Source organism: Lysobacter sp. 05T417, from assembly GCF_056396405.1.
In genome coordinates this window covers 326,645-352,068 of sequence record NZ_JBFTLK010000004.1, presented here as the reverse complement: position 1 = coordinate 352,068, position 25,424 = coordinate 326,645, and the positions used below count along the sequence as shown (strand labels likewise).

At 68.1% G+C, this 25,424-nt stretch carries 20 protein-coding genes; 7 read left to right on the top strand and 13 right to left on the bottom strand.

Going from position 1 to position 25,424, the window contains the following annotated elements:
- Window positions 1-43 precede the first annotated feature (43 nt).
- The 3 genes from AC1DER_RS09425 (at window position 44) to AC1DER_RS09415 (ending at window position 3,073) form a co-directional block, all read left to right on the top strand.
- The gene (locus AC1DER_RS09425) at window positions 44-724 is read left to right on the top strand and encodes a TetR/AcrR family transcriptional regulator (protein WP_441816686.1); all 681 of its coding nucleotides are present in this window, start codon (window positions 44-46) and stop codon (window positions 722-724) included.
- A gap of 214 nt (window positions 725-938) precedes the next feature.
- On the top strand, window positions 939-1,586 hold the full coding sequence (locus AC1DER_RS09420; RefSeq protein WP_477246536.1) for a protein-L-isoaspartate O-methyltransferase family protein: 648 nt from the start codon (window positions 939-941) through the stop codon (window positions 1,584-1,586).
- 62 nt (window positions 1,587-1,648) lie between these two features.
- The gene (locus AC1DER_RS09415; protein WP_441816633.1) at window positions 1,649-3,073 is read left to right on the top strand and encodes a TolC family outer membrane protein; all 1,425 of its coding nucleotides are present in this window, start codon (window positions 1,649-1,651) and stop codon (window positions 3,071-3,073) included.
- 179 nt (window positions 3,074-3,252) lie between these two features.
- On the opposite strand, the gene waaA is transcribed toward AC1DER_RS09415, so the two are convergent.
- Window positions 3,253-4,548: a lipid IV(A) 3-deoxy-D-manno-octulosonic acid transferase gene (gene waaA, locus AC1DER_RS09410; RefSeq protein ID WP_477246534.1), complete on the bottom strand. Its 1,296-nt coding sequence runs from the start codon at window positions 4,546-4,548 to the stop codon at window positions 3,253-3,255.
- A 79-nt stretch (window positions 4,549-4,627) separates the two neighbouring features.
- On the opposite strand from waaA, the gene lpxL reads away from it, so the two are divergent.
- Window positions 4,628-5,563 (top strand): LpxL/LpxP family Kdo(2)-lipid IV(A) lauroyl/palmitoleoyl acyltransferase, encoded by a 936-nt coding sequence (lpxL, locus tag AC1DER_RS09405; RefSeq protein WP_477246532.1) that lies wholly within the window; start codon window positions 4,628-4,630, stop codon window positions 5,561-5,563.
- Window positions 5,564-5,587: 24 nt separating this feature from the next.
- On the opposite strand, the gene AC1DER_RS09400 is transcribed toward lpxL, so the two are convergent.
- The 7 genes from AC1DER_RS09400 to AC1DER_RS09370 form a co-directional block, all read right to left on the bottom strand.
- Window positions 5,588-6,511: an MBL fold metallo-hydrolase gene (locus AC1DER_RS09400; protein WP_477246530.1), complete on the bottom strand. Its 924-nt coding sequence runs from the start codon at window positions 6,509-6,511 to the stop codon at window positions 5,588-5,590.
- A 165-nt stretch (window positions 6,512-6,676) separates the two neighbouring features.
- Window positions 6,677-7,978 (bottom strand): O-antigen ligase family protein, encoded by a 1,302-nt coding sequence (locus tag AC1DER_RS09395; RefSeq protein WP_477246528.1) that lies wholly within the window; start codon window positions 7,976-7,978, stop codon window positions 6,677-6,679.
- Window positions 7,979-7,988: 10 nt separating this feature from the next.
- Entirely contained in the window at window positions 7,989-9,116 is a 1,128-nt protein-coding gene (locus AC1DER_RS09390) for a glycosyltransferase (protein WP_477246526.1), read from the bottom strand.
- A gap of 30 nt (window positions 9,117-9,146) precedes the next feature.
- The gene (locus AC1DER_RS09385; protein WP_441816628.1) at window positions 9,147-9,344 is read right to left on the bottom strand and encodes a zinc-finger domain-containing protein; all 198 of its coding nucleotides are present in this window, start codon (window positions 9,342-9,344) and stop codon (window positions 9,147-9,149) included.
- Between the two features lie 94 nt (window positions 9,345-9,438).
- Window positions 9,439-10,146, bottom strand: a complete 708-nt coding sequence (locus AC1DER_RS09380; protein ID WP_477246524.1) for a pirin family protein — start codon at window positions 10,144-10,146, stop codon at window positions 9,439-9,441.
- Between the two features lie 9 nt (window positions 10,147-10,155).
- The gene (locus AC1DER_RS09375) at window positions 10,156-10,746 is read right to left on the bottom strand and encodes a YceI family protein (protein WP_441816626.1); all 591 of its coding nucleotides are present in this window, start codon (window positions 10,744-10,746) and stop codon (window positions 10,156-10,158) included.
- Window positions 10,747-10,799: 53 nt separating this feature from the next.
- Window positions 10,800-11,402, bottom strand: coding sequence for a malonic semialdehyde reductase (locus tag AC1DER_RS09370; RefSeq protein ID WP_441816625.1), 603 nt, complete (start codon window positions 11,400-11,402; stop codon window positions 10,800-10,802).
- Between the two features lie 132 nt (window positions 11,403-11,534).
- Here AC1DER_RS09370 and AC1DER_RS09365 point away from each other — a divergent pair, with 132 nt between their 5' ends.
- A complete protein-coding gene (locus AC1DER_RS09365) occupies window positions 11,535-12,500 on the top strand; it encodes a mitochondrial fission ELM1 family protein (RefSeq protein ID WP_477357897.1) in 966 nt (321 codons plus the stop codon).
- A 23-nt stretch (window positions 12,501-12,523) separates the two neighbouring features.
- Here AC1DER_RS09365 and glnE read toward each other — a convergent pair whose 3' ends face one another.
- The 4 genes from glnE to groES all read right to left on the bottom strand — a co-directional run bounded on the left by glnE (window position 12,524) and on the right by groES (window position 21,339).
- The gene (gene glnE / locus AC1DER_RS09360; protein ID WP_477248536.1) at window positions 12,524-15,364 is read right to left on the bottom strand and encodes a bifunctional [glutamate--ammonia ligase]-adenylyl-L-tyrosine phosphorylase/[glutamate--ammonia-ligase] adenylyltransferase; all 2,841 of its coding nucleotides are present in this window, start codon (window positions 15,362-15,364) and stop codon (window positions 12,524-12,526) included.
- Between the two features lie 944 nt (window positions 15,365-16,308).
- The gene (locus AC1DER_RS09355) at window positions 16,309-18,915 is read right to left on the bottom strand and encodes a S8 family peptidase (RefSeq protein ID WP_477247625.1); all 2,607 of its coding nucleotides are present in this window, start codon (window positions 18,913-18,915) and stop codon (window positions 16,309-16,311) included.
- Window positions 18,916-19,285: 370 nt separating this feature from the next.
- Window positions 19,286-20,923 carry a chaperonin GroEL gene (gene groL, locus AC1DER_RS09350; protein WP_477357894.1) on the bottom strand — a complete coding sequence of 546 codons (1,638 nt, stop codon included), beginning with the start codon at window positions 20,921-20,923 and terminating at the stop codon, window positions 19,286-19,288.
- Between the two features lie 128 nt (window positions 20,924-21,051).
- Window positions 21,052-21,339, bottom strand: coding sequence for a co-chaperone GroES (gene groES / locus AC1DER_RS09345; protein ID WP_477247621.1), 288 nt, complete (start codon window positions 21,337-21,339; stop codon window positions 21,052-21,054).
- Between the two features lie 514 nt (window positions 21,340-21,853).
- On the opposite strand from groES, the gene AC1DER_RS09340 reads away from it, so the two are divergent.
- On the top strand, window positions 21,854-22,255 hold the full coding sequence (locus AC1DER_RS09340; RefSeq protein WP_441816619.1) for a helix-turn-helix transcriptional regulator: 402 nt from the start codon (window positions 21,854-21,856) through the stop codon (window positions 22,253-22,255).
- A gap of 4 nt (window positions 22,256-22,259) precedes the next feature.
- Here AC1DER_RS09340 and AC1DER_RS09335 read toward each other — a convergent pair whose 3' ends face one another.
- Window positions 22,260-22,739 (bottom strand): hypothetical protein, encoded by a 480-nt coding sequence (locus tag AC1DER_RS09335; protein ID WP_477247619.1) that lies wholly within the window; start codon window positions 22,737-22,739, stop codon window positions 22,260-22,262.
- 277 nt (window positions 22,740-23,016) lie between these two features.
- Here AC1DER_RS09335 and AC1DER_RS09330 point away from each other — a divergent pair, with 277 nt between their 5' ends.
- Window positions 23,017-25,386 (top strand): protein-disulfide reductase DsbD, encoded by a 2,370-nt coding sequence (locus AC1DER_RS09330; protein WP_477247617.1) that lies wholly within the window; start codon window positions 23,017-23,019, stop codon window positions 25,384-25,386.
- Window positions 25,387-25,424: the final 38 nt, after the last annotated feature.

Below are 25,424 nucleotides of genomic sequence, written 5' to 3'. Positions count from 1 at the left end.
TACTGTATAAATATCAAACTCAATAGTCTAGTATTCCAGCATGATCGCTTCACGCCAGCCCAGCCCCCCGAAGTCCACCGGACCGGGTCGTCCCAAGGATCTGGGAAAGCGCGCCGCCATCCTGGAGGCGGCCAAAAGAATGTTTACTCAGCACGGCTACGACGGTTCGAGCATGGACCAGATCGCCGCCGAGGCCGGAGTCTCCAAACTCACCGTCTACAGCCACTTCGGCGACAAGGACGCGCTGTTCGCGGCCGCCATCGAGGCGCATTGCGAGCAGTCGCTGCCGTCGTCGCTGTTCGAGCCCTCGCCGGCGACGCCGCTGCGCGAGCGCCTGATGACCATCGCCCACGCCTTCTACGCCATGATCAGCGCCCCCGAAGCCGTTGCCGGGCACCGCATGCTGTGCACCCCGCAGGTCGCCAACTCGGCGCTGCCCAAGCTGTTCTGGGAAGCCGGGCCGATGCGCGTGCAGGGCGATTTCGCCACGCTGCTGGAGCGCCGGATCGGCGCCGGCGAGCTCGACATCGGCGACGTGCCGCGCGCGGCCGGGCAGTTCTTCGCCCTGCTCAAGGGCGAGCCGCATGCCTGCCTGGTGTTCGGCGGCCCGGGGCCGGAAGCGGAGGAAATCCAAGCGCACCTGGCCGCGTCGGTCGACCTGTTCCTGCGCGCCTACGCGGTGCGGGCAGAGGCGCCGGCCCGGTCCGCGCGGCCAGCGCGTTGATGACGGAAAGTGACAACTTGCCGAGGCAACTTGCAGGCTCGATATGGCCAGATCTGGCGGTTTGTCGCGGGAGGGTGACTGGTGTTGATTACTTCCGGCACTCAGTCCCCGTGCCTGCGCTCGGCCATCCTGTGCGCCGCGCCGACACCGGCCCGATGAGGCATTACCGGTACAATTCGCGGTCTTCCGCGCGAGATTTCCCCCAATGACCCCCATGGATTACATCAAGGCACGCGAACTGATGGTCGAGCAGCAGGTACGTCCCTGGGACGTGCTCGATCCGCGCGTGCTCGAGGTGCTGGCGGCGCTGCCGCGCGAGGCCTTCGTTGGCGCTGAACACCGCCGCCTGGCCTACGCCGACCTGGCCCTGCCGCTGGCCCATGGCGAAGCGATGATGAAGCCGGTGGTCGAAGGCCGCACCCTGCAGGCGCTGGCGATCGACCCGGGCGACGACGTACTCGAGATCGGCACCGGCAGCGGCTTCCTGACCGCCTGCCTGGGCCGCCTGGCGCGCGAAGTGGTCAGCATCGAACGCCACGCCGACCTGGCCGACAGCGCGCGCGCAGTTCTGGCGCAGCAGGGCGTCGACAACACCCAGGTCATCAGCGCCGATGCCTTTTCGTGGACGCCCGATCGCCGCTTCAGCGCGATCTGCGTCACCGGTGCGGTCGATGCCATCCCGCAGCGCTTCATCGACTGGCTGCAGCCGGACGGCCGACTGTTCGTCGTGCGCGGCCGCTCGCCGGTCATGGAAGCGGTGCTGCTGCGCAACGACGTCAACGCTTCGCGCATCCAATCGTTGTTCGAAACCGATCTGCCTTACCTCGCCGGTGCGGCCCCCGCCCCGACTTTCACGTTCTGAAGCCCCTTCACACGTCTGCATGATGCATGCCGACGGTTCATAGACACGGACAAGGACATCGCATGATCCGCCGCCCGCTCGTAATCGCCCTCGCCACTGCAATGGGCCTGTCGGCCCTGATGCCGGCCACGGCTGCCGCCGAAGACCTCTTGCAGACCTACGAGCTGGCGCGCGATAGCGACCCGCAACTGTCCGCCTCCGAAGCCAGCCGCCTGGCCGTCAAGGAAGGCGCGGTGCAGACCCGCGCCGCGATGCTGCCGCAGATCGACGGCACCGCATCGCTGGGCCGCTCGGAGAACCACAACCGCGGCGACCTGGCCCTCAACCCCGACGGTACCGTCAGCGGCGGCAACAGCCAGACCGACACGACCACGCGCAGCAGCGAGGTCCGTCTGAGCCAGATGATCTACGACCGCGCCAACTTCACCCGCCACAAGAGCCAGAAGGCGCTGAGCGAAGCTAGCGACTTCCAGCTTGCGGCAGCCGGCAACGACCTGATCACGCGCACCTCGGCGGCGTACTTCAACGTCCTCATCGCCCTGGAATCGCTGGTCGCGGCCGAAGCCGCCGAGACCGCGCTGAAGAAGCAGTTCGACTACGCCTCCAAGCGCCTGGAAGTCGGCCTGGCGCCGATCACCGACGTGCACGAAGCGCGCGCCCAGTACGACAGCGCCCGCGCCAACACGATCCTCGCCCGCAACATCCTCGAAGACGCCTACCAGGGCCTGACCGAGCTGACCGGCAAGGACGTGCGCGGAGTGAAGGGCCTGCCCAAGGACTTCCAGCCGGTGCTGCCGGAATCGCGCGACGCCGAAGGCTGGGTGCAGACCGCCATCGAGAACAACCCGGCGCTGCGTGCCAAGGACCTGCAGGTGCAGTCGACCGAGGCCGACATCGAGACCGCACGCGCCGGCCACTGGCCGCGCCTGTACCTCAACGGCAGCTACGGCGACTCCACCGCCTGGGGCGACAGCACCCTGCGCGACCTGGGCATCACCCGCGACAACGACAGCCGCCAGTACGGTCCCGCCGTCGGCGTGACCCTGTCGGTGCCGATCTTCGCCGGTGGCGCCACCCAGTCCGGCGTGCGCCAGGCCCTGGCCCGCCACGACGTCGCCAACGACGAGCTCGAGTCGCAGAAGCGCGCACTGATCCGCAACACCCGCAACGCCTACCAGACCCTGGTCGCCAGCGTCAGCGAAGTCGAAGCCCGCCGCCTGGCGCTGGTCTCGGCCAAGAGCGCGTACGACGCCTCGCAGGTCGGCCTGGAAGTCGGTACCCGCACCGTGCTGGACGTTCTGCAGAACCAGAACAACCTCTTCCGCGCCCAGCTCGAGTACGCCCGCGCCCGCTACAACCACCTGCAGAACCGCCTGCTGCTCGAACAGGCCGCCGGCACGCTCGACATCGCCGACGTCCAGGACATCAACCGCCTGCTCACGCTCGACACCGAGTCGTACGTGGCCCCGGGCGACGTGAAGGGCTGAGTCGCAGCGACATCGGCAGCAAAAGAAAAACCGCCGGACCTCCGGCGGTTTTTTGTTGGGCGGATCAAAGCAACGTCGCCGGGTTCCCGCCTTCGCGGGAATGACGGCTGAGGACGAAGACCGGGCAACAAAACGCTGGAGCGTCGTCCGCCCCCACGAAGACCGACGCGCCCGAGGTACTACGGAGCAGGCGGCAACAGCGGCTGCAACAGCGACAACGTCCGCGCCAGCGCACCGCGACCCGTCTCCACCAGCGCCCGTCCTGCCGCCGCCATGTGCTCACGCGCCTGGCGATCGCCGAGCAGTTCCTCCAGCGCCTCGCGCACCGCGTCGGCATCCTTCACCACCCGCACCGCCCCGGCATCCTGCAGACGTTGCGCGATCTCGACGAAATTGTGCAGATGCGGACCCGTGACGATGGCCGTCCCGGTTGCGGCCGGCTCCAGCAGATTGTGACCACCGATCGCCTGCAGACTGCCGCCGACGAATGCCACGTCGGCACAGGCGTAGAAACTCATCAACTCACCCAGCGTATCGATCACGAACACCGCATCGTCTGCCTTCGGCCATTGCGCCCGCGAACGCGTCGACACCTGCCAGCCTGCCGCACGCGCCGTGTCGGCGACCATGCGGAACCGCTCCGGATGGCGCGGCGCCCACAGCAACAGCAGATCGGGAAACAGCGCGCGCAGCCGACGATGGATGGTGATGACCGCCATCTCCTCGTCCTCGTGCGTGCTCGCGGCAATCCACACCGGACGCGCGCCGGCCTCACTGCGGCACTGCGCCGCGAACACCGCGATATTTTCCGGCACCGCCACGTCGAACTTCAGGTTGCCGACCTCGACAACCTGATCGGCACGCGCCCCCAGGCGCTGGAAACGCTCACCGTCGGCACGCGACTGCGCCGCCACCGTACGCACCGTCCGCAGCGCGCGCGCCACCAGCGGCGCCAGCACCCGGTAACCGCGCAGCGAACGCTCCGACAACCGCGCATTGAGGATCAGCACCGGGATGCCGTGGTCGCGGCAGCCGAACAACAGGTTCGGCCACAGCTCGGTTTCCATGATCAGCGCCGCGTGCGGCCGATAGTGCGCGAGGAAGCGCCCGACCGCGCCCGGCAGATCGTAGGGCAGGTAGACATGCTCGACCGTGTTGCCCCACAGCGCCTGCACACGCTCCGACCCGGTCGGCGTGATGGTGGTGACCAGCAGGCGCAGGTCCGGCCGGGTGCGGCGCAGCGCATTGATCAGCGGCACCGCCGCGTTGACCTCGCCCACCGACACCGCATGCACCCACAGCGTCCGCAGGTCCGGTCGCTGGGCGTAGAACGCATAGCGCTCCTGCCAGCGCAGGAAATACGACGGCTGGCGCAGGCCCCGCCAGATCAGGTGGTAGACCGTAATGGGCGCCAAAAGATAGAGCGCGACCGAGTACAGGCCACGCATTACGCGCTCGATAGGGTCTGTCGACATCGACACTAGGATAACCAAGGCGCATGAGGGAAAGGAGAGCGGGGCAGACCAATCGCGCCCGGATGCCTAGAATCCACCCATGCCCAAGGCCATCGAATCCCCCACCTCGCCGCCCTCCCCGCCGTTCGGCCCGCGACACTGGCCGATGTGGCTGGCGCTGGCCGCGATGTGCCTGGGCGCCCGCCTGCCGTGGGCGCTGCAGCGCTGGCTCGGCCGCGGCATTGGCGCAGTGGCGTTCCGGGTCGCCGCCGATCGCCGCCGCGCCGCGCGGATCAACCTCGCGCTGTGCTTCCCGGAGAAGACGCCGGACGAACGCGAGACCCTGCTCCGCGACAGCTTCCGCGACCTGGGCATCGGCCTGTTCGAGTTCTCGCGCGCATGGTGGGGCTCGGCTGCGCCGATGCGGCGCACGGTGCGGATCGAGGGCCTGGAACTGCTCGACGACATCCGCGCCCAGGGCCGTGGCGTGCTGATGGTGTCGGGCCATTTCATGACCCTGGAAATGTGCGGCCGGCTGATGTGCGACCACCTGCCGCTGACCGGCATGTACCGTCGCCACCGCAGCCCGGTGATGGAGTGGGCGGTCAAGCGCGGTCGCCTGCGCTACGCCAAGGCGATGTTCACCAACGAGGAAGTGCGTCCGGCGATACGCCACCTCAAGCAGGGCGGCTTCCTGTGGTACGCGCCGGACCAGGACATGCGCGGCAAGGACACCGTGTTCGCGCCGTTCTTCGGCGTCGCCGCCGCCACCATCACCGCCACCCACCAGTTCGCGCGCCTGAGCGGCAGCGCGGTCGTGCCGTTCTTCCACCGTCGCGAGGGCGGCGACTACGTGCTGCGCATTGGCGCGCCGCTGGCCGACTTCCCGTCCGCCGACGCCACCGTCGACAGCACCCGCGTCAACGCCGCGATCGAGGCGATGGTGCGCGAAGCGCCGAGCCAGTACCTGTGGATCCATCGCCGCTTCAAGCGGCGACCGCCAGGGATGACGTCGCCGTACGCGCGCCGCGATTGAGTTGAACGCGGAACGAAGCCCCGGTCAGGGTTCGATTCGCATCCCGTCTTCGGCAAACTGCAACTTTCCCTGGTAGTGCCTGCGAATGGATCGGGTGACGCGCCCGCGCGACGTATCGACACTCGCCGAAAGGTGGCTGAGCAGCAACGCGCCGACCCCGGCCGAGGCCGCGATCCGGCCGATATCGCCAGGCGAGGTGTGCAGGGTATAGAGCGCCGGCGGAGCGTCGGGCGGGTCGAGGACGACGGCGTTGAACACGAGCAGGCCGGAGCCTTTGGCGATCCGCGTCAGGGCGGCATGTCCCTGGGCGTCGATGTCGCCACTGAAAGTGATGCTCTTTCCCTTGTAGTCGATGCGGTAGATCACCGCAGGCGCATCGCGGTGGTGGCCTGCGATGGCGCTGATGACCAGGCCGTCGATGCGATGGATGACCTGGGGTGCTGAGGATGCGCCTCCCGCGGGGAAGAGGTCTTCGGCATTGAAGCTTACGGTCCCGGCGAAGTCGGCCAGGTAGCTGTAGGCGCCAGTCTTGCCGAACAGCAATCCGATGTAGTCACGGGTGGATGGAAACCGGGCGGCGTCGCCATCGCCTTGCGCGCCAGCGGGGCCGAATACCCGGAAGTCGATGTCGGTGCGGGCGCTGACGGCGCGCGCCTTGACGATCCCGGGCAGTTCGGCCGCGTGATCGGCATGAAGGTGGGTCAACAGCACGGTGTCCAGATGGCGGATGTCGAGTTTTGCCTCACCCAGGCGCACCAGCGTTCCCGGACCCGCATCCACCAGAATGCGCGGCTCGCCATCGACCAGCAGGACGTAGCCCGCGCCGGCGCGGCCACTGGCGCCGGGCCCGCCGGAGCCGAGTACGACCATCTCCAGCGGCGCCGCAACGGCCGGTGAATTCGCCCGCGCGGGTTGCGCAAGCGTGCAGAAGAGCAGCGCCGCCGCCACCGTATGCAACGGCCACCGGGAAGTTCGCAAAGCTGGACTCATTGGCTATCAACGCTCATGACGATCACGGATGCGATTCTCCGTGGCTTTCCTGCACGTGCCTTGGCGCGGCTTGGCGGGCGTCCACTCGGCGTGACCACCGCTGACATGCACCGCGGGCTGTCGCTACTCCCGCGCCAGCAGGCTGCCCGCGTACAACGCCGCCAGCAGCAGGGTCAGCCCGCCCCAGAACGTCGAATAGAACGCCAGGTGGGTGTTGAACGGGAATACCGTTGCCGCCAATGCCCACAGCGCCGGACGCGCGCGCTCGCGCGCCTGCTCGTCGGCGAAGCGCCACGCGCGCCAGGCCAGGGCGACACCGGCCAGCCACATCAGCAGGCCGAAAACACCGGTCTCGCTCATCACTTCGAGCACGATCTGGTGCGCATGCAGCGCAGGTCCAGTACCCCAGGCAGCGACCTGCCCCGGTGCCGGATCGCAGTGCGGGAACGCCTCGCGGAAGCCGCGCGCACCGACGCCGTTGAACGGATGCTCGCGCACCATGCACCCGGCCGCCGTCCAGATCCGTGCCCGCCCCGACAGCGCGCTGTCGACGCCTTCGACATCGGCAGCCAGCACGTGCGTGGTGCGGGCGATGCGCTCGCGCACCTGCGGCACCGAGGTGCCCAGCGCCACCACCGCGATCGCGCCGAACACGAACACGGCGGCCAGTTTCTTCCAGCCCAGCAGGCGCCAGCCCGACAGCGCCAGCGCAACGGAGAAAGTGATCCACGATGCGCGCGAACCGGCCAGCACCAGCACGACGCCGACCGAGGCGGCGGCAACCAGCCAGCCCAGCGTTCCCAGGCGACGGCCGCCAGCGAACAGCACGAACGGCGACAGGCTCGCCAGCACCGGCCCCAGCTTGAGGTTGCACGGCCCGAGCACGCCGCTCAGGCGATCCACGCCGGCGATCTCCTGCGGCGTGCACATGCCGTGGTTGCTGATCGCATGCTTGATGGCATCGATGCCCGAGAACAACGGGCTGCTGCCGGTGGCCGCCTGCAGCAGCGCGTCGACGGTCCAGATCGCGACGATCACCGCCAGCCCGCCGAAGGTGATGCGGCGTCCGCGCGGATCGGCCACGGCCGACGCCACCAGCCACAGGAACGGCAGGTAACGCAGGTCCACCGCCGCTTCGCGCAGGGCGCGGGCCGGGTCGATGGCGTCGATGGCCGACACCAGTTCCGGCGTCCAGTAGGCGAAGAACAGCACGCTGGTCAGCGCCCACGCCGGGTTGCTCAGCAACTGCGTGCCGCCGCGAAAGCGCGACAGGGCCAGGCGGATGATCGCCGCCAGCGCACCCAGCACCAGCACGCCCTCGGCATAGCCCGGGGCCGGCCACAGGGCGACATAGGTCAGGATCCACGCCGGCGCCCAGCGCCAGCCGTGCGCGCGCGGCGCCGCGCCACCCATGCCCGTGTCCATGACAGCGTGGTCAGCGGCGGCTGGGTTCATCGGCGAACTCGGCGTAGACGGCAAGCGTGGCCTCCTGCATCGCGCGCAAGGAATCGGGAATCCTAGCCGTTGGCGCGGACGGATGCGTAAGAAGTTCGTGGGCTCTGTGATGCAGCGCACCCTGGTCGAACGGTGTCACCGCGCCATCGGGCTGCCAGCGCGCAAGCAGTTCGCCGACGCCGCCATGGCCCCAGCCCAGCAGCGGACGACCCACCGACAGCGCCTCCAGCACGGTGCGTCCGAATGACTCGGGTTTGCGCGACAGCTGCAGCACCAGGTCGCTGGCGGCGTACGCACGGGCAATGGCATCGGTCGGGGCGGTGAAGGCGACCGCGGCGTCGATGCCGCGCGCACGTGCATCGGCCTCGAGCTCGGCGACGTAGGCCTCGCGCCCTGCCTCGCGCGCACCCGGCAACCACAGTCGCGCATCCAGGCCATCGCCGCGCAGGCGCGCCAGCAGTTCCAGCGCATCGGCGTGGCCCTTCAGGCGCGTGCCGCGACCGGGCAGCAGCAGCAGCGGTCCATTGCCGCCCAGCGCCGGATGCAGGGACGCGGCCCATGCGCGCGCCGCCGCATCGGGCAGCGGTGCGCGTGGAAACTGGGTCGGGTCGATGCCGCGTTCGATGACGCGAAGCTTGGCGGCGTCGGTGTCGGAATAATGCCGGAGCACGTAGTCGCGCACGGTCTGCGATACGCAGATCACGCGCTCGCCGCGCGTCATCACCGCGCTGTAGCGCGATGGCGAATTGAGGCCGTGGACGGTGGTCACCAGGTGCGGCCGCCGCGCGGCATCGATGCCACGCAGCGCCAGCACGCCGATCCAGGCCGGCAGGCGCGAACGTGCATGCACCACGTCGGCGCCCTCGCGCAGCAGCAGCGCGCGCAGCGTGCGGACATGGCGCAACGTCAGCAGCGACTTGCGACCGATATCGAGGGTGACGTGCTCGGCGCCGAGCGCCTGCAACCGGGGCACCAGACGGCCACCGGCAGAGACGACGATCGCGCGATGTCCGGCCGCGACCAGGGCCTGGGCAATTTCGAGGGTGGAACGTTCGACGCCGCCGGATTCAAGCGCGGGCAGCAGTTGGACGACGGTCAGGCGGCGCATGCCCGGAGGAATGGCGGCGAGCCGGCGTCGTCAGTCTTCCAGGACGAAATGCGAGCCGCAGTACGGGCACTGCACCTCGCCCTCGGCCTCGACTGGCAGGTAGACGCGCGGGTGCGAGTTCCACAGGCCCATCGACGGCAGCGGGCAGCTCAGCGGCAGGTCGCTGCGATGCACGACATAGCGCAGCTCGGCATTGGCCTGGGTCGGATGGGCGGTGGCTGCGGTCATGGGACTGGACAGGTGGCGACGCGGGACGGCTAGTTTAGCAGCCTGCCGACACCCTCACCCTCCCCCTGATCGCCAACTGTAGCCTCGGACGGCGTCAGTGGCCCAGGTCGAACAACAGCACGTCGGCGCGGCCCTGGCCGCCTCCGTGCAGTCGCAACGGGCCCGATTCGTCCTGGAAACCGAGCGCGTCACCGGCCTGCAACTCGCGGCCGTTGGCGCTGACCGTGCCCTGCACCACCTGCAGCCAGTACAGGCGGGCCGGGTCGAGCACGTGCTCGGCGGCCTCGCCCTGGTCCAGGCGCACGTCGCGCACGATCGCATCCTGGCGCAGCGGCACGCTTCCGTCGCGGCCATCCGGCGCGGCCAGAAGGGTCCAGCCGCGGGCATCGGCGACGACCGCCGCGCGCTGCGCGTAGGCCGGCTCGTGGTTGAGCCGAGAGGGCTGGATCCAGATCTGCAGGAAGTGCACCGGCTGCGTCGGCGAGCCGTTGTATTCGCTGTGCTCCACGCCGTGGCCGGCGCTCATCCACTGCAACTCACCCGGACCGATGAGGCCACCGCCACCGGAACTGTCCTTGTGCGCCAGGCCACCGGAGATGACGTAGCTGAGGATTTCCATGTTGGCGTGGCGGTGCGGCGGGAAACCCGCGCCGGCATCGACGCGGTCTTCGTTGATCACCCGCAACGGTCCGAAGCCCATCCAGGCCGGGTCGTAATAGCCGCCGAACGAAAACGTGTGGCGGCTGTCGAGCCAGTCCGTGCGGACATGGCCACGGGCACTGGATGGGCGTTCGATGATCATTGCCCAAGCTTACTTCTTGGCGTCGGGCTTGGGCACGTTGGCTTCGGTGGTGATGCGGATGGTGACCGCGTCGCTGACGTTGGGCACGTACTTGGCGATGCCGAAATCGCTGCGGTTGATGGTGGTGGTGGCGTCGAAGCCGGCGGCGGCGCGCTTGGAGATCGGGTTCTCGCCGACCTTGTTGATGGTCGTGTCGAGCACGACCGGCTTGGTCACGCCGTGCAGGGTCAGGTCACCGAACACGCGCAGCTTGTTGCTGCCCGCGGCTTCGACCTTGGTGCTCTTGAAGGTGATGGTCGGGTACTTCTCGGCGTCGAAGAAATCGGCGCTGCGCAGGTGCTCGTTGAAGTCCGACACGTGCGCCTCCAGACCCGACATCGGAATGGTCACCTCGACCTTCGACGCGCCGACGTGGTCGGGGTCGTAGGTGACGAAGCCATCGACTTCGCCGAAATGAGCGATCGGGTTGGAGAAACCGAAGTGGCTCCAGCTGGCGATCACGTCGGTGTGGTTGGGGTCGATCTTGTAGGTCACCGGCGCGGCAAAGGCGACGGTACTGGCGGCGGCGAGGGCGACGACCAGGGCAATGCGCTTGAACATGGTGTGGATCTCCTTGTGGATGGGGCGTGCGGCGCAGTTCATGGGAGCGAGGCTCAGAGAATCTGGGCGGCTTCGTCGAACGAAAGCCGTGGCGAGCGCGGGAACAGCTTGGCGGGGTCGCCGTGGCCGAGGTTGATCAGGAAATTGGACTTGACCTGGGTGCCGGCGAAGAACGTCTCGTCGACCACATGGTTCTTGAAGCCCGACATCGGGCCGGTATCCAGGCCCAGCGCCCGCGCCGCCATCAGCACGTAGGCGCCCTGCAGGCTGCCGTTGCGCAGGGCGATGACCTCCAGGTCATGTGCCGGCCGGCCTTCGAACCAGGAGCGCGCGTCGGCATGCGGGAACAGATAGGGGAGTTTTTCGTAGAAGGCCATGTCGAAGCCGACGATCACCGTCACCGGCGCGGCGATCGACTTGGCCAGGTTGCCCTCGTCCAGGGCCGGCGCCAGCCGGGCCTTGGCTTCGGCCGACTTCACGAACACCAGCCGCAGCGGCGACATGTTGGCGCTGGTCGGACCCCACTTGGCCAGCTCGTACAGCTGGTGCAGGGTTTCGTCGCTGACCTCGCCGGCAAGCTCGTTGTGCGTGCGGGCGGTGCGGAACAGGCGGTCGAGGGTGGCCTCGTCGAGCGCGGCGTGGGAGGGGTGCGACATCAGGTACTCCATGTGAAGCCGCCGGGAGTGCCCGCGGCCGAGGAATGAAAGTGTAGAGTCTGGCGCGATCGCAACACTCGACGCTTCCAGAACGGATTGAGCACAATCGTGCAACAACCAGGTTCCAGCACCATGAATGTTGCGACTGGCGCCGACAGCACCACGGTCTGGTCGATCAGCGACGGCAAGGCCGGCAATCGCCGCCAGTCCGATGCGCTGGCGGGCGCGCTGGGGCAGCCGTTCCGCGAGTGGTCGCTGTCGCCGCAGGCACCCTGGCAATGGCTGGCGCCGCGCCGCTGGCCGGGATCCGGGCGCGCCTTCGGCGCCGGCTTCGCCCAGGCGCTGGCCGCGCCGCCGCGGTTGGCCATCGGCTGCGGGCGCCAGGCCGCGCTGGCCACGCGCCTGCTGCGCGAGCGCGGCGCACGCACGGTGCAGATCCTGGATCCACGCGTGGCCACCACGCATTGGGACCTGGTGGTCGCGCCGGAACACGACCGCCTGTATGGCGAGAATGTCATTGCGATGGTGGGCAGCCTGCATCCGGTCGACGACCTCTGGCTGGCGGCGGCGCGGCAGGAGTTCGCCGGCTACGCCGCCCTGCCCGGCCCGCGCACCGCGTTGCTGCTCGGCGGCGCGAGCGCGCGTGCGCGGTTCGACGACGCCCTCTACGAACAGGTTCTCGCCCGCGTCGAGGCGATCGTGCGCGACGAAGGCGGAAGCCTGCTGGCGACGGCGTCGCGACGCACGCCGGCGAGGGTTCGCCAGGGTCTGCGCGAGCGGCTGTCGGCACTGCCGGGGGTGGTATGGCGCGGCGAGGAAGACGGCGCCAACCCGTACCACGGCCTGCTCGGCTGGGCCGACCGGATCGTCTGCACGGCCGACTCGGTCAACATGCTGTCGGAGGCCGCGGCGACGTGGGCGCCGGTGTTCGTCGCCGGGCTGGAGCGTATCGACGGTCGGCCGCGACGCTTCCTCGACGGCCTGCTGGAACGTGGACGCATCCGCACGCTCGACGCCGCGCCAGATGCTTTCCCGGTGAACCCGTTGCGCGAAACCGCGCGTGTGGCTGCGCAGGTGCAGGCGCGGCTGCGCGTGTAGCGCAGCTGCCTGACGGACCGCATCTACGACAACGCGGCCGGCCCGGCGTCGAATGTGAGTCCGCGCTGCGCCGCCGCTTCGGTGATGACCCGGCGCGCATCGGCAATGGCGTCGGTCACCGGCAACCGCCGCGGGCGGCGATCGAGCGTGCAGGCCAGGCCGGCTTCGAGCAGCACCGCATGCGCCTGCAGCAGCGCATCGGTTTCCGCTTCGCCGAACCAGCCGCTGCTGCCCATGACCCGGATCAGCTCCGGCGTGCTGCGCGGCTGCAGCCAGTCGCGATGCGCTTCCGACTCGGCCAGTACCGCGTACTGCAGCAGGAACTCCAGGTCGACCAGCCCACCCTCGCCCTGCTTGAGATCGAACGCGGCCGCGTCGCTGCGGTCAAGCTCGGCACGCATGCGCCGCCGCATCGCCACCACATCGCCGCGCAGGGCCGCAGCGTCCCGCGTGCGTGCCAGCGTCTGCGCGCGCACGTCCTCGAAATCGGCAGCCAGCGTGGCGTCGCCGGCAACGAATCGCGCGCGCACCAGCGCCTGGTGTTCCCACGTCCACGCACGCTCGCGCTGGTAGTCGCGATAACTGGCCAGGCTCGACACGAGCAGGCCCTTGGCGCCGTCGGGCCGCAGGCGCACGTCGACATCGAACAGGCGTCCGGCGCCGGTGACCGCACCCAGCAGCGCGACCACCTTCTGCGCCAGCCGGGCAAACCAGCGCGACGCTTCCAGCGGGCGCGCGCCGTCGGAGTGCGCGCCGTCGGAGGCCGCGCTCTCGCCACCGGGCGCTTCGTAGAGGAACACCAGGTCGAGATCGGAGCCGAAGCCGAGCTCTTCGCCGCCCAGGCTCCCGTAGCCGATCACCGCAAATCGCGCGCCGGCGACGCGACCGTGCGCACTGGCGACCTCGTGGTCGGCCAGGTGCAACACCCGCATCACCACGCCGTCGGCCAGCCAGGCGAGCTGGCGTGCGCATTCCGCCGCCGGCTGGCGGCCATCGCGCAATGCCATCGCAATGCGGAAGCTCAGCGCCTGGCGCACTTCGTTGAGGGCCTGCAGCACGGCTTCGGCGTCGTCGTCCGCGCCTTGCGCCACGGCGAAGCAGGCCGCGTGCAATGCATCGCGCCCGGGCAGCGGACCGGCCACGCGCGCATCGAGCAGTTCATCCAGCAGCAGCGGATGCGCCGCCAGGCGTTCGGCCAGCAGCGCGCTGCGTCCGACCACTTCGACCAGCCGCGCCAGCGCCGCCGGTTGTTCGTCGAGCAGCGCCAGGTAAGCGCTGCGACGCAGTACGTTGTGCAGCAGCGCCAGCAGGCGGCGCAGCGCGAGCATCGGTTCGCTGGAGGCGGCAGCGGCCTGCAACAGCGCCGGCAATACCCGGTCCAGACGCGAGCGCGCACTGTCGGACAGGCCCCGCACGCCGGGGCTGCGCGCGAAATCGCGCAGGACGCCGTCGGCGTTGCCGGCCTCGATGAACCCGGCATCGCCAAGCACCGCGCTATCGCCGCCGTCGGGCAGCGCGCGCCAGTAGGCGGTCAGCGCATCGGGCGCGCTGCGGCGACGGCGCGGCGCCAGCAGGGCTTCGAACTCGGCCGTGACGCGGCCGCGCTGGACGTCCAGCGAGTCGCGCAGGGTGTCCCAGTCGGCGTAGGCCAGCGCGGCGGCGATGCGTGCGCGGTCCTCGATTGCCTCCGGCAAGGCGTGCGTCTGCGCATCGCGCAACATCTGCAACCGGTTTTCCAGCTGACGCAGATAGCGATAGGCCTGCGCCAACAGGGCGGCGGCCTCTTCGCTGACCTGTCGCGCCTCGACCAGCGCCTGCAGCGCCGGCAACAGGCGCCGGCCGCGCAGTGCCGGTTCGCGACCGCCGTAGATCAGTTGCAGCGCCTGCACGAGGAATTCGATCTCGCGGATGCCGCCCGGGCCGCGCTTGATGTCGTCGGCCAGTTCCTTGCGCGCGACTTCGGCACTGATCGCCGCTTTCATCGCACGCAGTCCATCGAGTGCGCCGAAGTCGAGGTAGCGGCGGTAGACGAACGGCCGCAGGCTCTCGAGGAAGCGTTCGCCGGCTTCGATGTCGCCGGCCACCGGGCGCGCCTTCTGCCAGGCGTAGCGTTCCCAGTCGCGGCCTTCGCGCTGGAAGTACTGTTCCATGGCGTTGAATGACCACGCCACGCGGCCGGCATTGCCGTACGGCCGCAGGCGCAGGTCGACGCGATGGCAGAAGCCGTCGACGGTGGGTTCGTCGAGCAGCTTGGCCAGTTGCTGGCCAAGGCGGGCGAAATAGTGCTCGGCGTCGAGCGGGCGCGGGCCGTCGCTGCCTGGAGACGATGCGCCGCCGTCGTGTTCGTAGGCATAGACCAGGTCGACGTCGGAACTGAAATTCAGTTCTTCGCCGCCGAGCTTGCCCAGCCCGAACACCACGAGTCGTTGCGCGCGGCCCTCGCTGTCGCGGATCACGCCGTGGCGCTGCGCGAATTCCTCTTCGATCGCGGCCAGGCCCAGTTGCAGGCATTGTTCGGCCAGGCGCGTGCTTGCCGCGAGCGTGGCATCGACGTCGTCGAGGCCGAGGACGTCGCGCCAGATCATTCGCGTCGATTCGGCCGTGCGGTAGCGGCGCAGCAGTGCCGGCCACTGTTCGCGCTGGCCAGCCAGCAGTTCCGGCGGCGGTGCCGGCGGTGCATCGGCATCGACGGACAGTCGCAGTAGCAGGTCTGGCTGCCGCAGCAGGGTCTCCACGGCGAAGTCGCTGGCGCGCGCCAGCGCGGTCAGGCGTGCATCAAGCTCGGGATCGTTGTGCCATGCCTCGGGGGCGGCAGCGCGAAGGCGGGCGAGTGCGCGCGCGACGAAGGGTTCGACATCGGTCATCGCCGAATGATGGCACGCACGTGTGCGGGGTCGGAGTTGGCGTTGGCATTGGCGTTGGCGGACGCCTTGCTGCTGCGGTGCGGTGCGGTGCGGTGCGGTGCGGTGCGGTGCGGTGCGGGGCTGCTGGCTGCGGTGGGGCGCTGTCCGCCGGGCCGGGGATTGCTCCGCCCCTTAATCGGACTTCCTTGTCCGATGCGGGGCGCGGGACATCCATGTCCCGCTGCTGCGCAATCCCCGACCCGGCGGACAGCGCTTCAGCTAGTTATTTCCCGGTCTTCGGTGGCCCTCACCCCAACCCCGTCATTCCCGCGAAGGTGGGAACCCAGCGACGTGGCTCCTCAATGGTTCTAAAACCACCGGATCTTTTCGCGGGCGTCCGGGCCCGAGCTCACCGAGCGGGCGCGCGAATGAGTAGGGCACTGACCCCGCCCTTGATCGCTGCAGCCCGAGTCCCACCCTCGCAGCTGCGTCACGCGGGCAGCGCATGAGCGCCTGCACGTGAAGGCAACAAAACAACTGCAGCTTCGGGAAGGAGGGGGTGGGGTGTATTTCGTGAACGATTAACGGAGCGAAGCGGAGGTTCGCGAAATGCACCCCACCCCCTCCCCACCGACCACGCGACCACGCGACCACATGGCCGCAAAAAGACGCCTCACCAAACAGCGGGCAATAAAAAAGCCCGCCCCGGTCGAACCGGTTGCGGGCCTGCTCCCTCCCCCACGTCGGGATGCGGGGCCGATCGTGAAGGAACCGTTAGGGCCTTGCACGCTGCACTGCAAAAAAGAACTCACGGGTATAGAAAGCCCTGAAAACAGCCGCTTTGAGCCAGCCAGCCCACCTTTTCCTGAATAGGGATTTGTCAGCGCAATTGCATACGAAGGTGCAAAAAACACAGGCCCCGCCTTGCGGCGGGGCCTGCTGGCCATCAGTACCTGAACAGGGGATCAGGGACGGGCGATGGTCACCACCGGCGACTGCCACTGCTCCCAGTGCGCCGGGTTGTTTTCATCACCCAGGGCCTTGAGGACATACAGCCGCAGGATGTAGCTGCCGTTGGGCACGACGATCTGCTTGTTCTTGTTCTTCGTGGTGACGCCATCCCACGAATAGGCGAAGAAGCCGGTCGAAGTCGAATTGCGGCCCAGGAACTCTTCCTTGTACGCGGTGTACCAGAGCTTGCCCGAGCCGGCCTCGTAGACATCAAGCCGCATCTCGCGCGCCTGGTGATCGTGGTGGACCAGGAAGAACGGGATGTCGTCGCCAACCATCGAGTAGGTCGCACCGGCCGGCTGGTTGTTGAAGAACCCACCCGACAGCTTGGCCAGCCACGGGAAGCCATTGACGGTCGGCACCAGCACCTGACGCAGCTGGTAATCGCCGATGTAGCCGGCAAACGGCACACGCAGCGTCGGGCTGCCATCGTTCGGTGTGAACACCAGGTAGCCGCCGTACTGGCCACCCACCGGCTCGGCCGGCGGTGCGATCGTCACCGGGATGGTCACGCTCTGCTTCTTCGTCAGCGTCACCGTCGACGCGTAGAAGGTCACTCCGGCATCGCCTTCGAAGAAGCTCGGCGTGAACGTGTTGGGCCCTGTGGTCAGTGCGTTCTCATACGACAGCGTGTAGGTCACCGTCGTCTTGCCGGTGTTCTTCAGCGTGATCGCCTGCGTGGTCGCACCGCTGGCACCTTCACCCAGCGACAGCTTGCCGGGGTTGATGCGCACTGCTGCCGTCACAGCATCGTCGATGCGCAGCATGCCCGCACCCTGACGGTGCACGTTGTCGAGGTAGCCGGCGGTCGGAGCGAGCGACCAGGCCTTGGGCACGGCGGAGTTCTGCAGGATCCTGGCGACAGCCTGCGGGTTGGTGTCCGGCGCCGACTGCAGCAACAACGCCGCAGCACCGGCCACGTGCGGCGATGCCATCGACGTGCCGCTGATCGATGCGTAGCCGCCACTTTCCAGCGGATAGGTCGACCAGATCGAACCGCCCGGCGCACCGATGTCCGGCTTGAGCTGCAGGTCCGGCGACAGGCCATAGGCGCTGAAGCTGGAAATCAGGCCACCGGCCACGTTCGGGAACGAGTCGGTATCGCCGCTCCAGGTCAGCTGCACCGGTCCACCGGCAACGCGACCATCGAGCAGGTCGCCAAAGGCCTTGGTCGTGCCCACGGTCGGGATGTTCACCGACGGTACGCCGGCCACGGTCGGGTTCAACGGTGCGGCGGAGACGTTGTCGTAGATCACGACCGCAGCGGCGCCTGCGTTCTGCGCATTGATGGCCTTGATGTAGAACGTGCAGCCACCGCGACGGATCAGCACTGCCTGGCCGGTAAGGCTGCCGGCGGGAAGCGCGAGGCAAGCCGCATCGACGCTGGCCGCGGTGCCGACGCGACCCAGCGGCAGACTGCCGGACACCGGTGCATTCGGCGAACCGGTGGCCGGGTTGAAACCGACCTTCAGGTTGTCAGGCGATGCGGTGAAGTAACGCTGGCGCGCCGAGATGTTGTCGAACGAGGCCACACTGATGACCTTGTCGCCGGTGCTCGGGGCACCCGTGGAATACATGCCGGTGGCGCCGCTGTTGCCGGCGGAGGCAACGACCACGATGCCCTTGTTGACCAGTCGCGATGCCGCCTTCGCGGTCGGGTAGTCCGGCCACTGGTAGGTCGAGCCGATGCTCATGTTGAGCACGTCCATGCCATCGTGGTCCGCGCGTTCCATGGCCGCGATCATGATGTCGGCGGTGGTCGAGCCTTCGCAGCCGAAGACGCGATAGGCGCCGAACTTCACCTTCGGCGCAACGCCCTTCACCGCGCCGTTGGCACCGATGATGCCCGACACGTGCGTGCCATGGCCGTTGCAGTCGTCGGGGTTGCTGTCCGGCGTTGCGACCGGGTTGTAGGTCGGCGAATCCGGATCGGCGTTGAACGCGTCGCCGACAAAGTCCCAACCCTTGATCACGCGCGGGGTCGGGAACGGCGTGCTGTGGTTGGTGCCATTGCCACCCAGGTCGGGATGGTCGATGTCGATGCCGGTATCCATCACCGCCACGCGGATGCCGCGGCCGTCGAGGCCGAGCTCGTTCTGGGCGATGTCGGCGCCGGTCATCGTCAGCGCGGTGATCAGGTCCGGATGCGGGTTGGTTTCCGGATCGGGCATCTGCATGACCTCGACCGGATAGATCGCCTTGACGCCGGGCAGGCGCGCGACCGTGCTCAGCTGGCTGCGCGTGACCGTCAGCGACAGACCGTTGAACAGATCGTCGTAGGCGAAGTTCTCGCGGTACCTCACGCCCGCGGCGCGCGCGCCGTCGCGGAAGGCTTTCTTCTCTGCATCCAGCGATGCCGCCGAGCCGCCGTCTGCCTTGGGTGAAGCGCTGAGTTCCACGAACCAGCGTTGCGGGCTTTCATCCTTGGGCGGTCCGGCCTCGGGCTGAGCGGGGGGATCGTCGGGAAATACCTGTTTCAGCGCCGTCGACACCGGCGCGGCGAGGGCGGCCATGCAGGCGCTGGCAATCGCCGTAACTACAAGTACGGTTGGCTTCTTCACTGCGAATCCCCTTCTTCAAAGTAGGTGATGACGCAAAATGGAACAGCCCCCTGTGGTGCCATTGTTGCCTGAAATTGGCAGTCTCCGCGCGCGGCAATGCAACAAGAAAACGCACCTGCCCCGGTGCAGCAACATGACTGCGCCGGTCTTCACAATGGCTTCACGCCGTGCCCGGGGCTCGAGCGATAGCGCAAGGAGTCAAACGCGCAAGCAGTGGTGCGTCGGCCAGTGAATGGGCGCATCTGGGTGGCATGGAAATTGCCATCCAAAAGCGAATAGCGGAATTGCGGTAGCGCACAAAAAAAGCCCCGCATCGCTGCGGGGCTTTTCGTGTTGCTTTGGTATCGCTACATCAGCGCTGGAGGCTGGATCAGAAGTCCATGCCGCCCATGCCGCCCATGCCGCCGCCCGGCATCGCCGGCTCGTCCTTCTTCGGCAGCTCGGCGACCATGGCTTCAGTCGTGATCATCAGGCCGGCGATGGACGCTGCGTTCTGCAGCGCGGTGCGGGTGACCTTGGTCGGGTCCAGGATGCCCAGCTCGATCATGTCGCCGAACTCGCCGTTGGCGGCGTTGTAGCCGAAGCTGCCCTTGCCCTCGGCGACCTTGTTGACGATGACCGACGGCTCTTCACCGGCGTTGGTGACGATCTCGCGCAGCGGCGCTTCCATCGCGCGCAGGGCGATCTGGATGCCGTGGTTCTGGTCTTCGTTGGCACCCTTGAGGTTGGCGATCGCAGCCTTGGCGCGCAGCAGTGCAACGCCGCCGCCCGGGACGATGCCCTCTTCAACGGCAGCACGCGTGGCGTGCAGGGCGTCTTCGACGCGTGCCTTCTTTTCCTTCATCTCGATCTCGGTCGAAGCGCCGACCTTGATCACCGCAACGCCGCCGGCCAGCTTGGCCACGCGCTCCTGCAGCTTCTCGCGGTCGTAGTCGGAAGAGGTCTCCTCGATCTGCGCCTTGATCTGCTTGATGCGCGACTGGATGCCGTCGGCTTCGCCGGCGCCGTCGATGATGGTGGTGTTCTCCTTGGAGACCTGCACCTTCTTCGCGCGGCCCAGATCCTTGATCGTGGCCTTCTCGAGCTGCAGGCCGACTTCCTCGGAGATCACGGTGCCGCCGGTGAGGACGGCCATGTCTTCCAGCATCGCCTTGCGACGGTCGCCGAAGCCCGGCGCCTTGACGGCGCAGACCTTGACGATGCCGCGGATGGTGTTGACCACCAGGGTCGCCAGCGCTTCGCCTTCGACTTCCTCGGCGACGATCAGCAGCGGCTTGCCGGCCTTGGCCACGCCCTCGAGGACGGGCAGCAGGTCGCGCACGTTGGAGATCTTCTTGTCGTACAGCAGGATGAACGGATCATCCAGTTCGGCCTGCATCGACTGCTGGTTGTTGATGAAGTACGGCGACAGGTAGCCGCGGTCGAACTGCATGCCCTCGACGACGTCGAGCTCGTTCTCCAGGCCCGAACCGTCTTCAACGGTGATCACGCCTTCCTTGCCAACCTTGTCCATCGCCTGGGCGATCAGGTCGCCGATGTTGGCGTCGGAGTTGGCCGAGATCGTACCGACCTGGGCGATTTCCTTGTTGGTCGAGGACGGCTTGGAGATCTTCTTGAGCTCGTCGACAGCAGCGACGACGGCCTTGTCGATACCGCGCTTGAGGTCCATCGGGTTCATGCCGGCAGCGACGGCCTTCATGCCTTCGCGGATCAGCGCCTGGGCGAGGACGGTGGCGGTGGTGGTGCCGTCACCGGCGTTGTCGGAGGTCTTGGAAGCGACTTCCTTCACCATCTGCGCGCCCATGTTCTCGAACTTGTCGGCAAGCTCGATTTCCTTGGCGACGGAGACGCCGTCCTTGGTGATGGTCGGGGCGCCGAAGCTCTTCTCGAGCACGACGTTGCGACCCTTCGGGCCGAGCGTGGCCTTGACGGCATTGGCGAGCACATTGACGCCGCGCAGCATCTTGACGCGCGCGTCCTCACCGAAACGAATTTCCTTGGCAGCCATTTTCTATTACCTCAAAAGCGGGAATTGGGAATTGGGAATTGGGAACGAAAGGTTCGCGACGGGAATGGGGTGGGAGGGGGAAGTGCGCGATGCGCTACGTTCCCGTTTCCCGATTCCCGCAGTGGCTCTCAGGCGAGCACCGCGAAGATGTCGTCTTCCTTGACCACCAGGTATTCGGTGCCGTCGAGCTTCACTTCGGTGCCGCTGTACTTGCCGAACAGGACCTTGTCGCCAACCTTCACCGAGGTCGGGCGGACGGTGCCGTTGTCGAGGACCTTGCCGGCGCCGACGGCGACGACTTCACCCTTGATCGGCTTCTCGGTGGCCGAGTCCGGAATCACGATGCCGCCAGCGGACATCTTTTCTTCTTCCATGCGCTTGATGACCACGCGGTCGTAGAGCGGCTTGATATTCATCGCGACAAATCTCCGAGGGATGTACGTAAGTTGTTGAACGAACGGGAAAAGTGATCGAATTTTAGCAGTCGACCCTGATGAGTGCCAATGTCAGGGACGAAGAAACCCGGCGAACCGGGACAGCGGGGGAGATTGGGTCCGCGCGGAGGGCTTTCAAGGGGCTCATGCGTTTGAGGCCCGAGCCTGGGGTGGGACCCGGCCACAAAAGGAAAGAGCGCGGCCCCGAAGGGACGCGCTCTTTCTGGTACGGAGGTGGCTGTCCTGTGCTCGTCGCGTCCTGCGCACGGCCCCGAACCGACGCCTTGTCACTACCAACGCCCTTGTCGGCAGGGCTCAATACTCTGCGCTTCGGCACAGTTCGGCCAGCGTCGGTGTGTTGAATTCTGGTAGCGTGACGTTCCGGAAAAGCTTGAAATCGTTGGTCTCCGCTGCAGGTATTGACGCACTGCGCTACCCATTGGACACAGCAATGGGTGAATTTTGTTCACTACGTGAATAACGGTAGCAATCCGACATGACTCCGCAACAGCGCATTCGACTCGCCCGCCGTCATTGCGGGCTTTCGCAGGCCGCCCTGGGGGCCGCCGTGGGCGTGCAGCGCAGCGCGGTGGGGCACTGGGAGGCGGCGCGGGGCAAGTACCCGAGCGTGGCCCACCTCCGCGAGATCGCGCTGGTCACCGGCGTGCAGTTCGAGTGGCTGGCTACCGGGCGCGGAACCATGGGGCTGTCGGCAGATACCGCCCTGGATTCGGTCGCCGCTGCCGACGCGCTGCTGGTCGATGATCCGCTCGAGCTGCGGTTGCTGGCGGCCTTCCGCGAAGCACCAACCCGCTCGAAGGCGCCACTGGTGGAGGTGGTCGAACAACTGGCGCAGTTGCGAACCGGGCGCGGTCGCGGGCGGGCACCGGCGCCGTAGCGGCTCAGCCGCCGCCGAGCCGTTTCACCACAGCCGGCGGCAGCGCCGAGCAGTCGCCGGCCGGTTCGAACGGGGCGGTTGCGGCGGCGCCGTCGATCGCCAGTTGCAGGCGCCTGGGCAGCGGCGGCGCACTGATCGTGGCTGCCCAGACCGCGCGGATGGTCCCCTGCATGGGCGGCTCGGCCAGCGGGTTGCCGCTGGCATCGACGTACAGCAGCTGGCCCGGCGCCGAGGCGACGCCTTCGGCGCTGGCTGCGTCCAGCAGGCTCATCGTCTCCGGCTCGCTCCAGCAAGTCATCGCGTTTTCGCAGCTGAGGTCGGCCAGCACCCGCGGCGCCGCGGCATCGACCAGCTGGCAGGCCGCATGCACGCGGATGCCGTAGGCCGGCTGGGCTGCAGCCATGACCGGGGCGGCACAGGCGAGCGCGAACAACAACGCGACCGGGACGGTCGGCAGCAGGCGTGGGCAGTGGCGATGGGACATCGAACCTCCTCCGGCGCGGCCGGACGGGTGCCGGCGCCGGCAGCCTACGGCATCCACCGGCGCATTGGGCAACACAGGCCGTTGCACCGGGTCATTCGCCCACCCCGGAGGCGGCAGCTACACTTGCGCCCCTCATGACCCTGCCCCCCGCATCGCCCGTACGGCTGGTCCTCAGCACCTGCGCCGACCCGCTATGAACTGCCCGAGGCGGTCGCGGTCGAAGCCGTTGGCGGCCTTGCCCCCTACCTGCAGTGGGTGGCCGAACAGACCCGTGAACATGACTGAATCGATTCGACTGCGACCACGACTGCGCGCCGCGCTGCTGAAGACCTTCCTGGTCGCCTCCGCGCTGACGACGGCGCCGGCATTTGCCGCGATCAACCCCGACGACCTGCTGCCGGTCGACGAGGCCTTCGCGCTGCGCGCCGAAGCACCCAGCGCCGACCGCATCGAGATCCGCTGGCATATCGCCGACGGTTACTACCTCTACAAGCACCGCATCGCCGTGCAGGCCGACGCGGCCTTTGCCGCGCAGCCGTTGCAGCTGCCGCCTGGCAAAGCCCATCAGGACGAGTTCTTCGGGCGCGTGGAGACCTACCGGCAGGCGCTCACGGCGGTGCTCCCAGGCACCGCGGGCACGGGCGGCGCCAGACCTGGCCAGGTCACGCTGAAGATCCGCTACCAGGGCTGCGCGGACGTCGGCATCTGCTATCCGCCGCAGACGCGCAACCTGACCGTGACACTGCCAACGGCCAACGCCGCCGCTTCCGGCGAACCCGTCGTCGCCTTCGGTCCGGCGCGCGGTGGCGCCGCGCTTGGCGGTGGCCTGGTGGCTGGCAGCGGCGCTGCCGATGCGCTGCCGCTGCCGCCGGAACAGGCATTCGGTTTCGAGGCGATCGCCGGCGACGGCAACACCCTGCTGCTGCGCTTCACGCCGGCGCGGGGCTATTACCTGTATCGCGACAAGACCACGCTGCGTCTCGACGAGGCCGCGGGCAAGGCCGGCATTGCGCTGGGCAGCCCGCGCTGGCCGCAGGGCGTGGCTCATCGCGACGAACACTTCGGCAACGTCATCGTCTATTTCGACCAGGTCGAGTTGCCGGTCGCACTGACGCGCAGCAAGGCCGATGCGGCGACGGTGCGGCTCACGGCCGGCTTCCAGGGATGCCAGACCGACGGCATCTGCTATCCGCCGATGACGCGGACGGTGGAGGTTGCGTTGCCGGCGGGGGTGGTTGCGGTGGGGGCGGTTGCGGCGGCGGCGGCTGACCGGCAACCCATCCCCTCCCCGGCCCTCACCTTGAAGGGGAGCGAGCAAAGCGGCGGCGCTGCTGTCGCGCCCGCTTCTGACCTGGCCGAGGACAGCCGCCTTGCGGCCTCGCTCGCCGGGCCGAACCGCTGGTGGGCACTGGCGAGCTTCTTCGGCTTTGGCCTGCTGCTTTCGTTCACGCCCTGCGTGCTGCCGATGATCCCGATCCTGTCGGGCCTGATCGCCGGCCATGGCCCGGGCCTGGGCGCGCGCCGCGCATTCGCGTTGTCGTTCGTCTACGTGCTGTCCAGCGCGCTGGTGTTCACCGTCGCCGGCGTGGTCGCCGGCCTGGTCGGCGCCAACCTGCAGATCGCGTTCCAGAATCCGTGGGTGATCGGCGCATTCGCGCTGCTGTTCGTGGTGCTGTCGTTGTCCAGCTTCGGCCTGTACGAACTGCAGTTGCCGGCCGGACTTCGCAACCGGCTCGGCTCGATGAGCGACCAGCAACGCGGTGGCTCATGGGCCGGTGTTGCCGTGATGGGCGCGCTGTCGGCCCTGATCGTCGGGCCATGCGTGGCACCGCCGCTGGCGGCCGGCGTGCTCTACATCGGCCAGACCCAGGATCCGTTGTTCGGCGGCGCCGCGCTGTTCCTGCTGGCGATGGGCATGGGCGTGCCGCTGCTCGCCTTCGGCGTTGCCGCCGGCAAGGGTCTGCCCACCAGCGGCCCGTGGATGGTCGCGGTGCAGCGCGTGTTCGGTTTCATCTTCCTTGGCCTGGCGGTGTGGATGCTGTCGCGCGTGCTGCCGGGCGCGGCGACGCTGGCGCTGTGGGGCGTGTTGCTGCTGGCGGCCGCGGCGACCATCGCCGTGGCGCTCAAGGCGACGCAGGGTTTTGCAATTCGCGTGCTCGGATCGACGGCTGCATTGCTGCTGGGTATGGTCGGCGCGGGTCAGCTGCTCGGTGCGATGGCCGGCTCCAGCGATCCGCTGCAGCCACTCGCCGGCCTGCGCGGCGGCGGCGAAGCCCATGCGGCCGAACTGCCGTTCCGCACGATCAAGTCGCTGGCCGATCTCGACCGCGAAGTCGCTGCGGCCAAGGCCGCCGGCAAGCCGGTGATGCTCGACTTCTATGCCGACTGGTGCGTGTCGTGCAAGGAAATGGAGAAGTACACCTTCCCCGATGCCTCGGTGCAGTCGGCGCTCTCGGGCTTCGTCCTGCTCAAGGCCGACGTCACCGCCAATGACGATGTCGACCAGGCGCTGATGACGCAGCTGGGGATCGTCGGCCCGCCGGCGACGCTCTATTACGTCGACGGCGCCGAACGCCGCAACCTGCGGCTTTTCGGCTTCGAGAAGGCCGGACCGTTCGTCGAGCGAATCGGCAAGGCCAGCCGCTGATGGCCTGCCTGTGATGGCCTGCCTGTGATGGCCTGCCC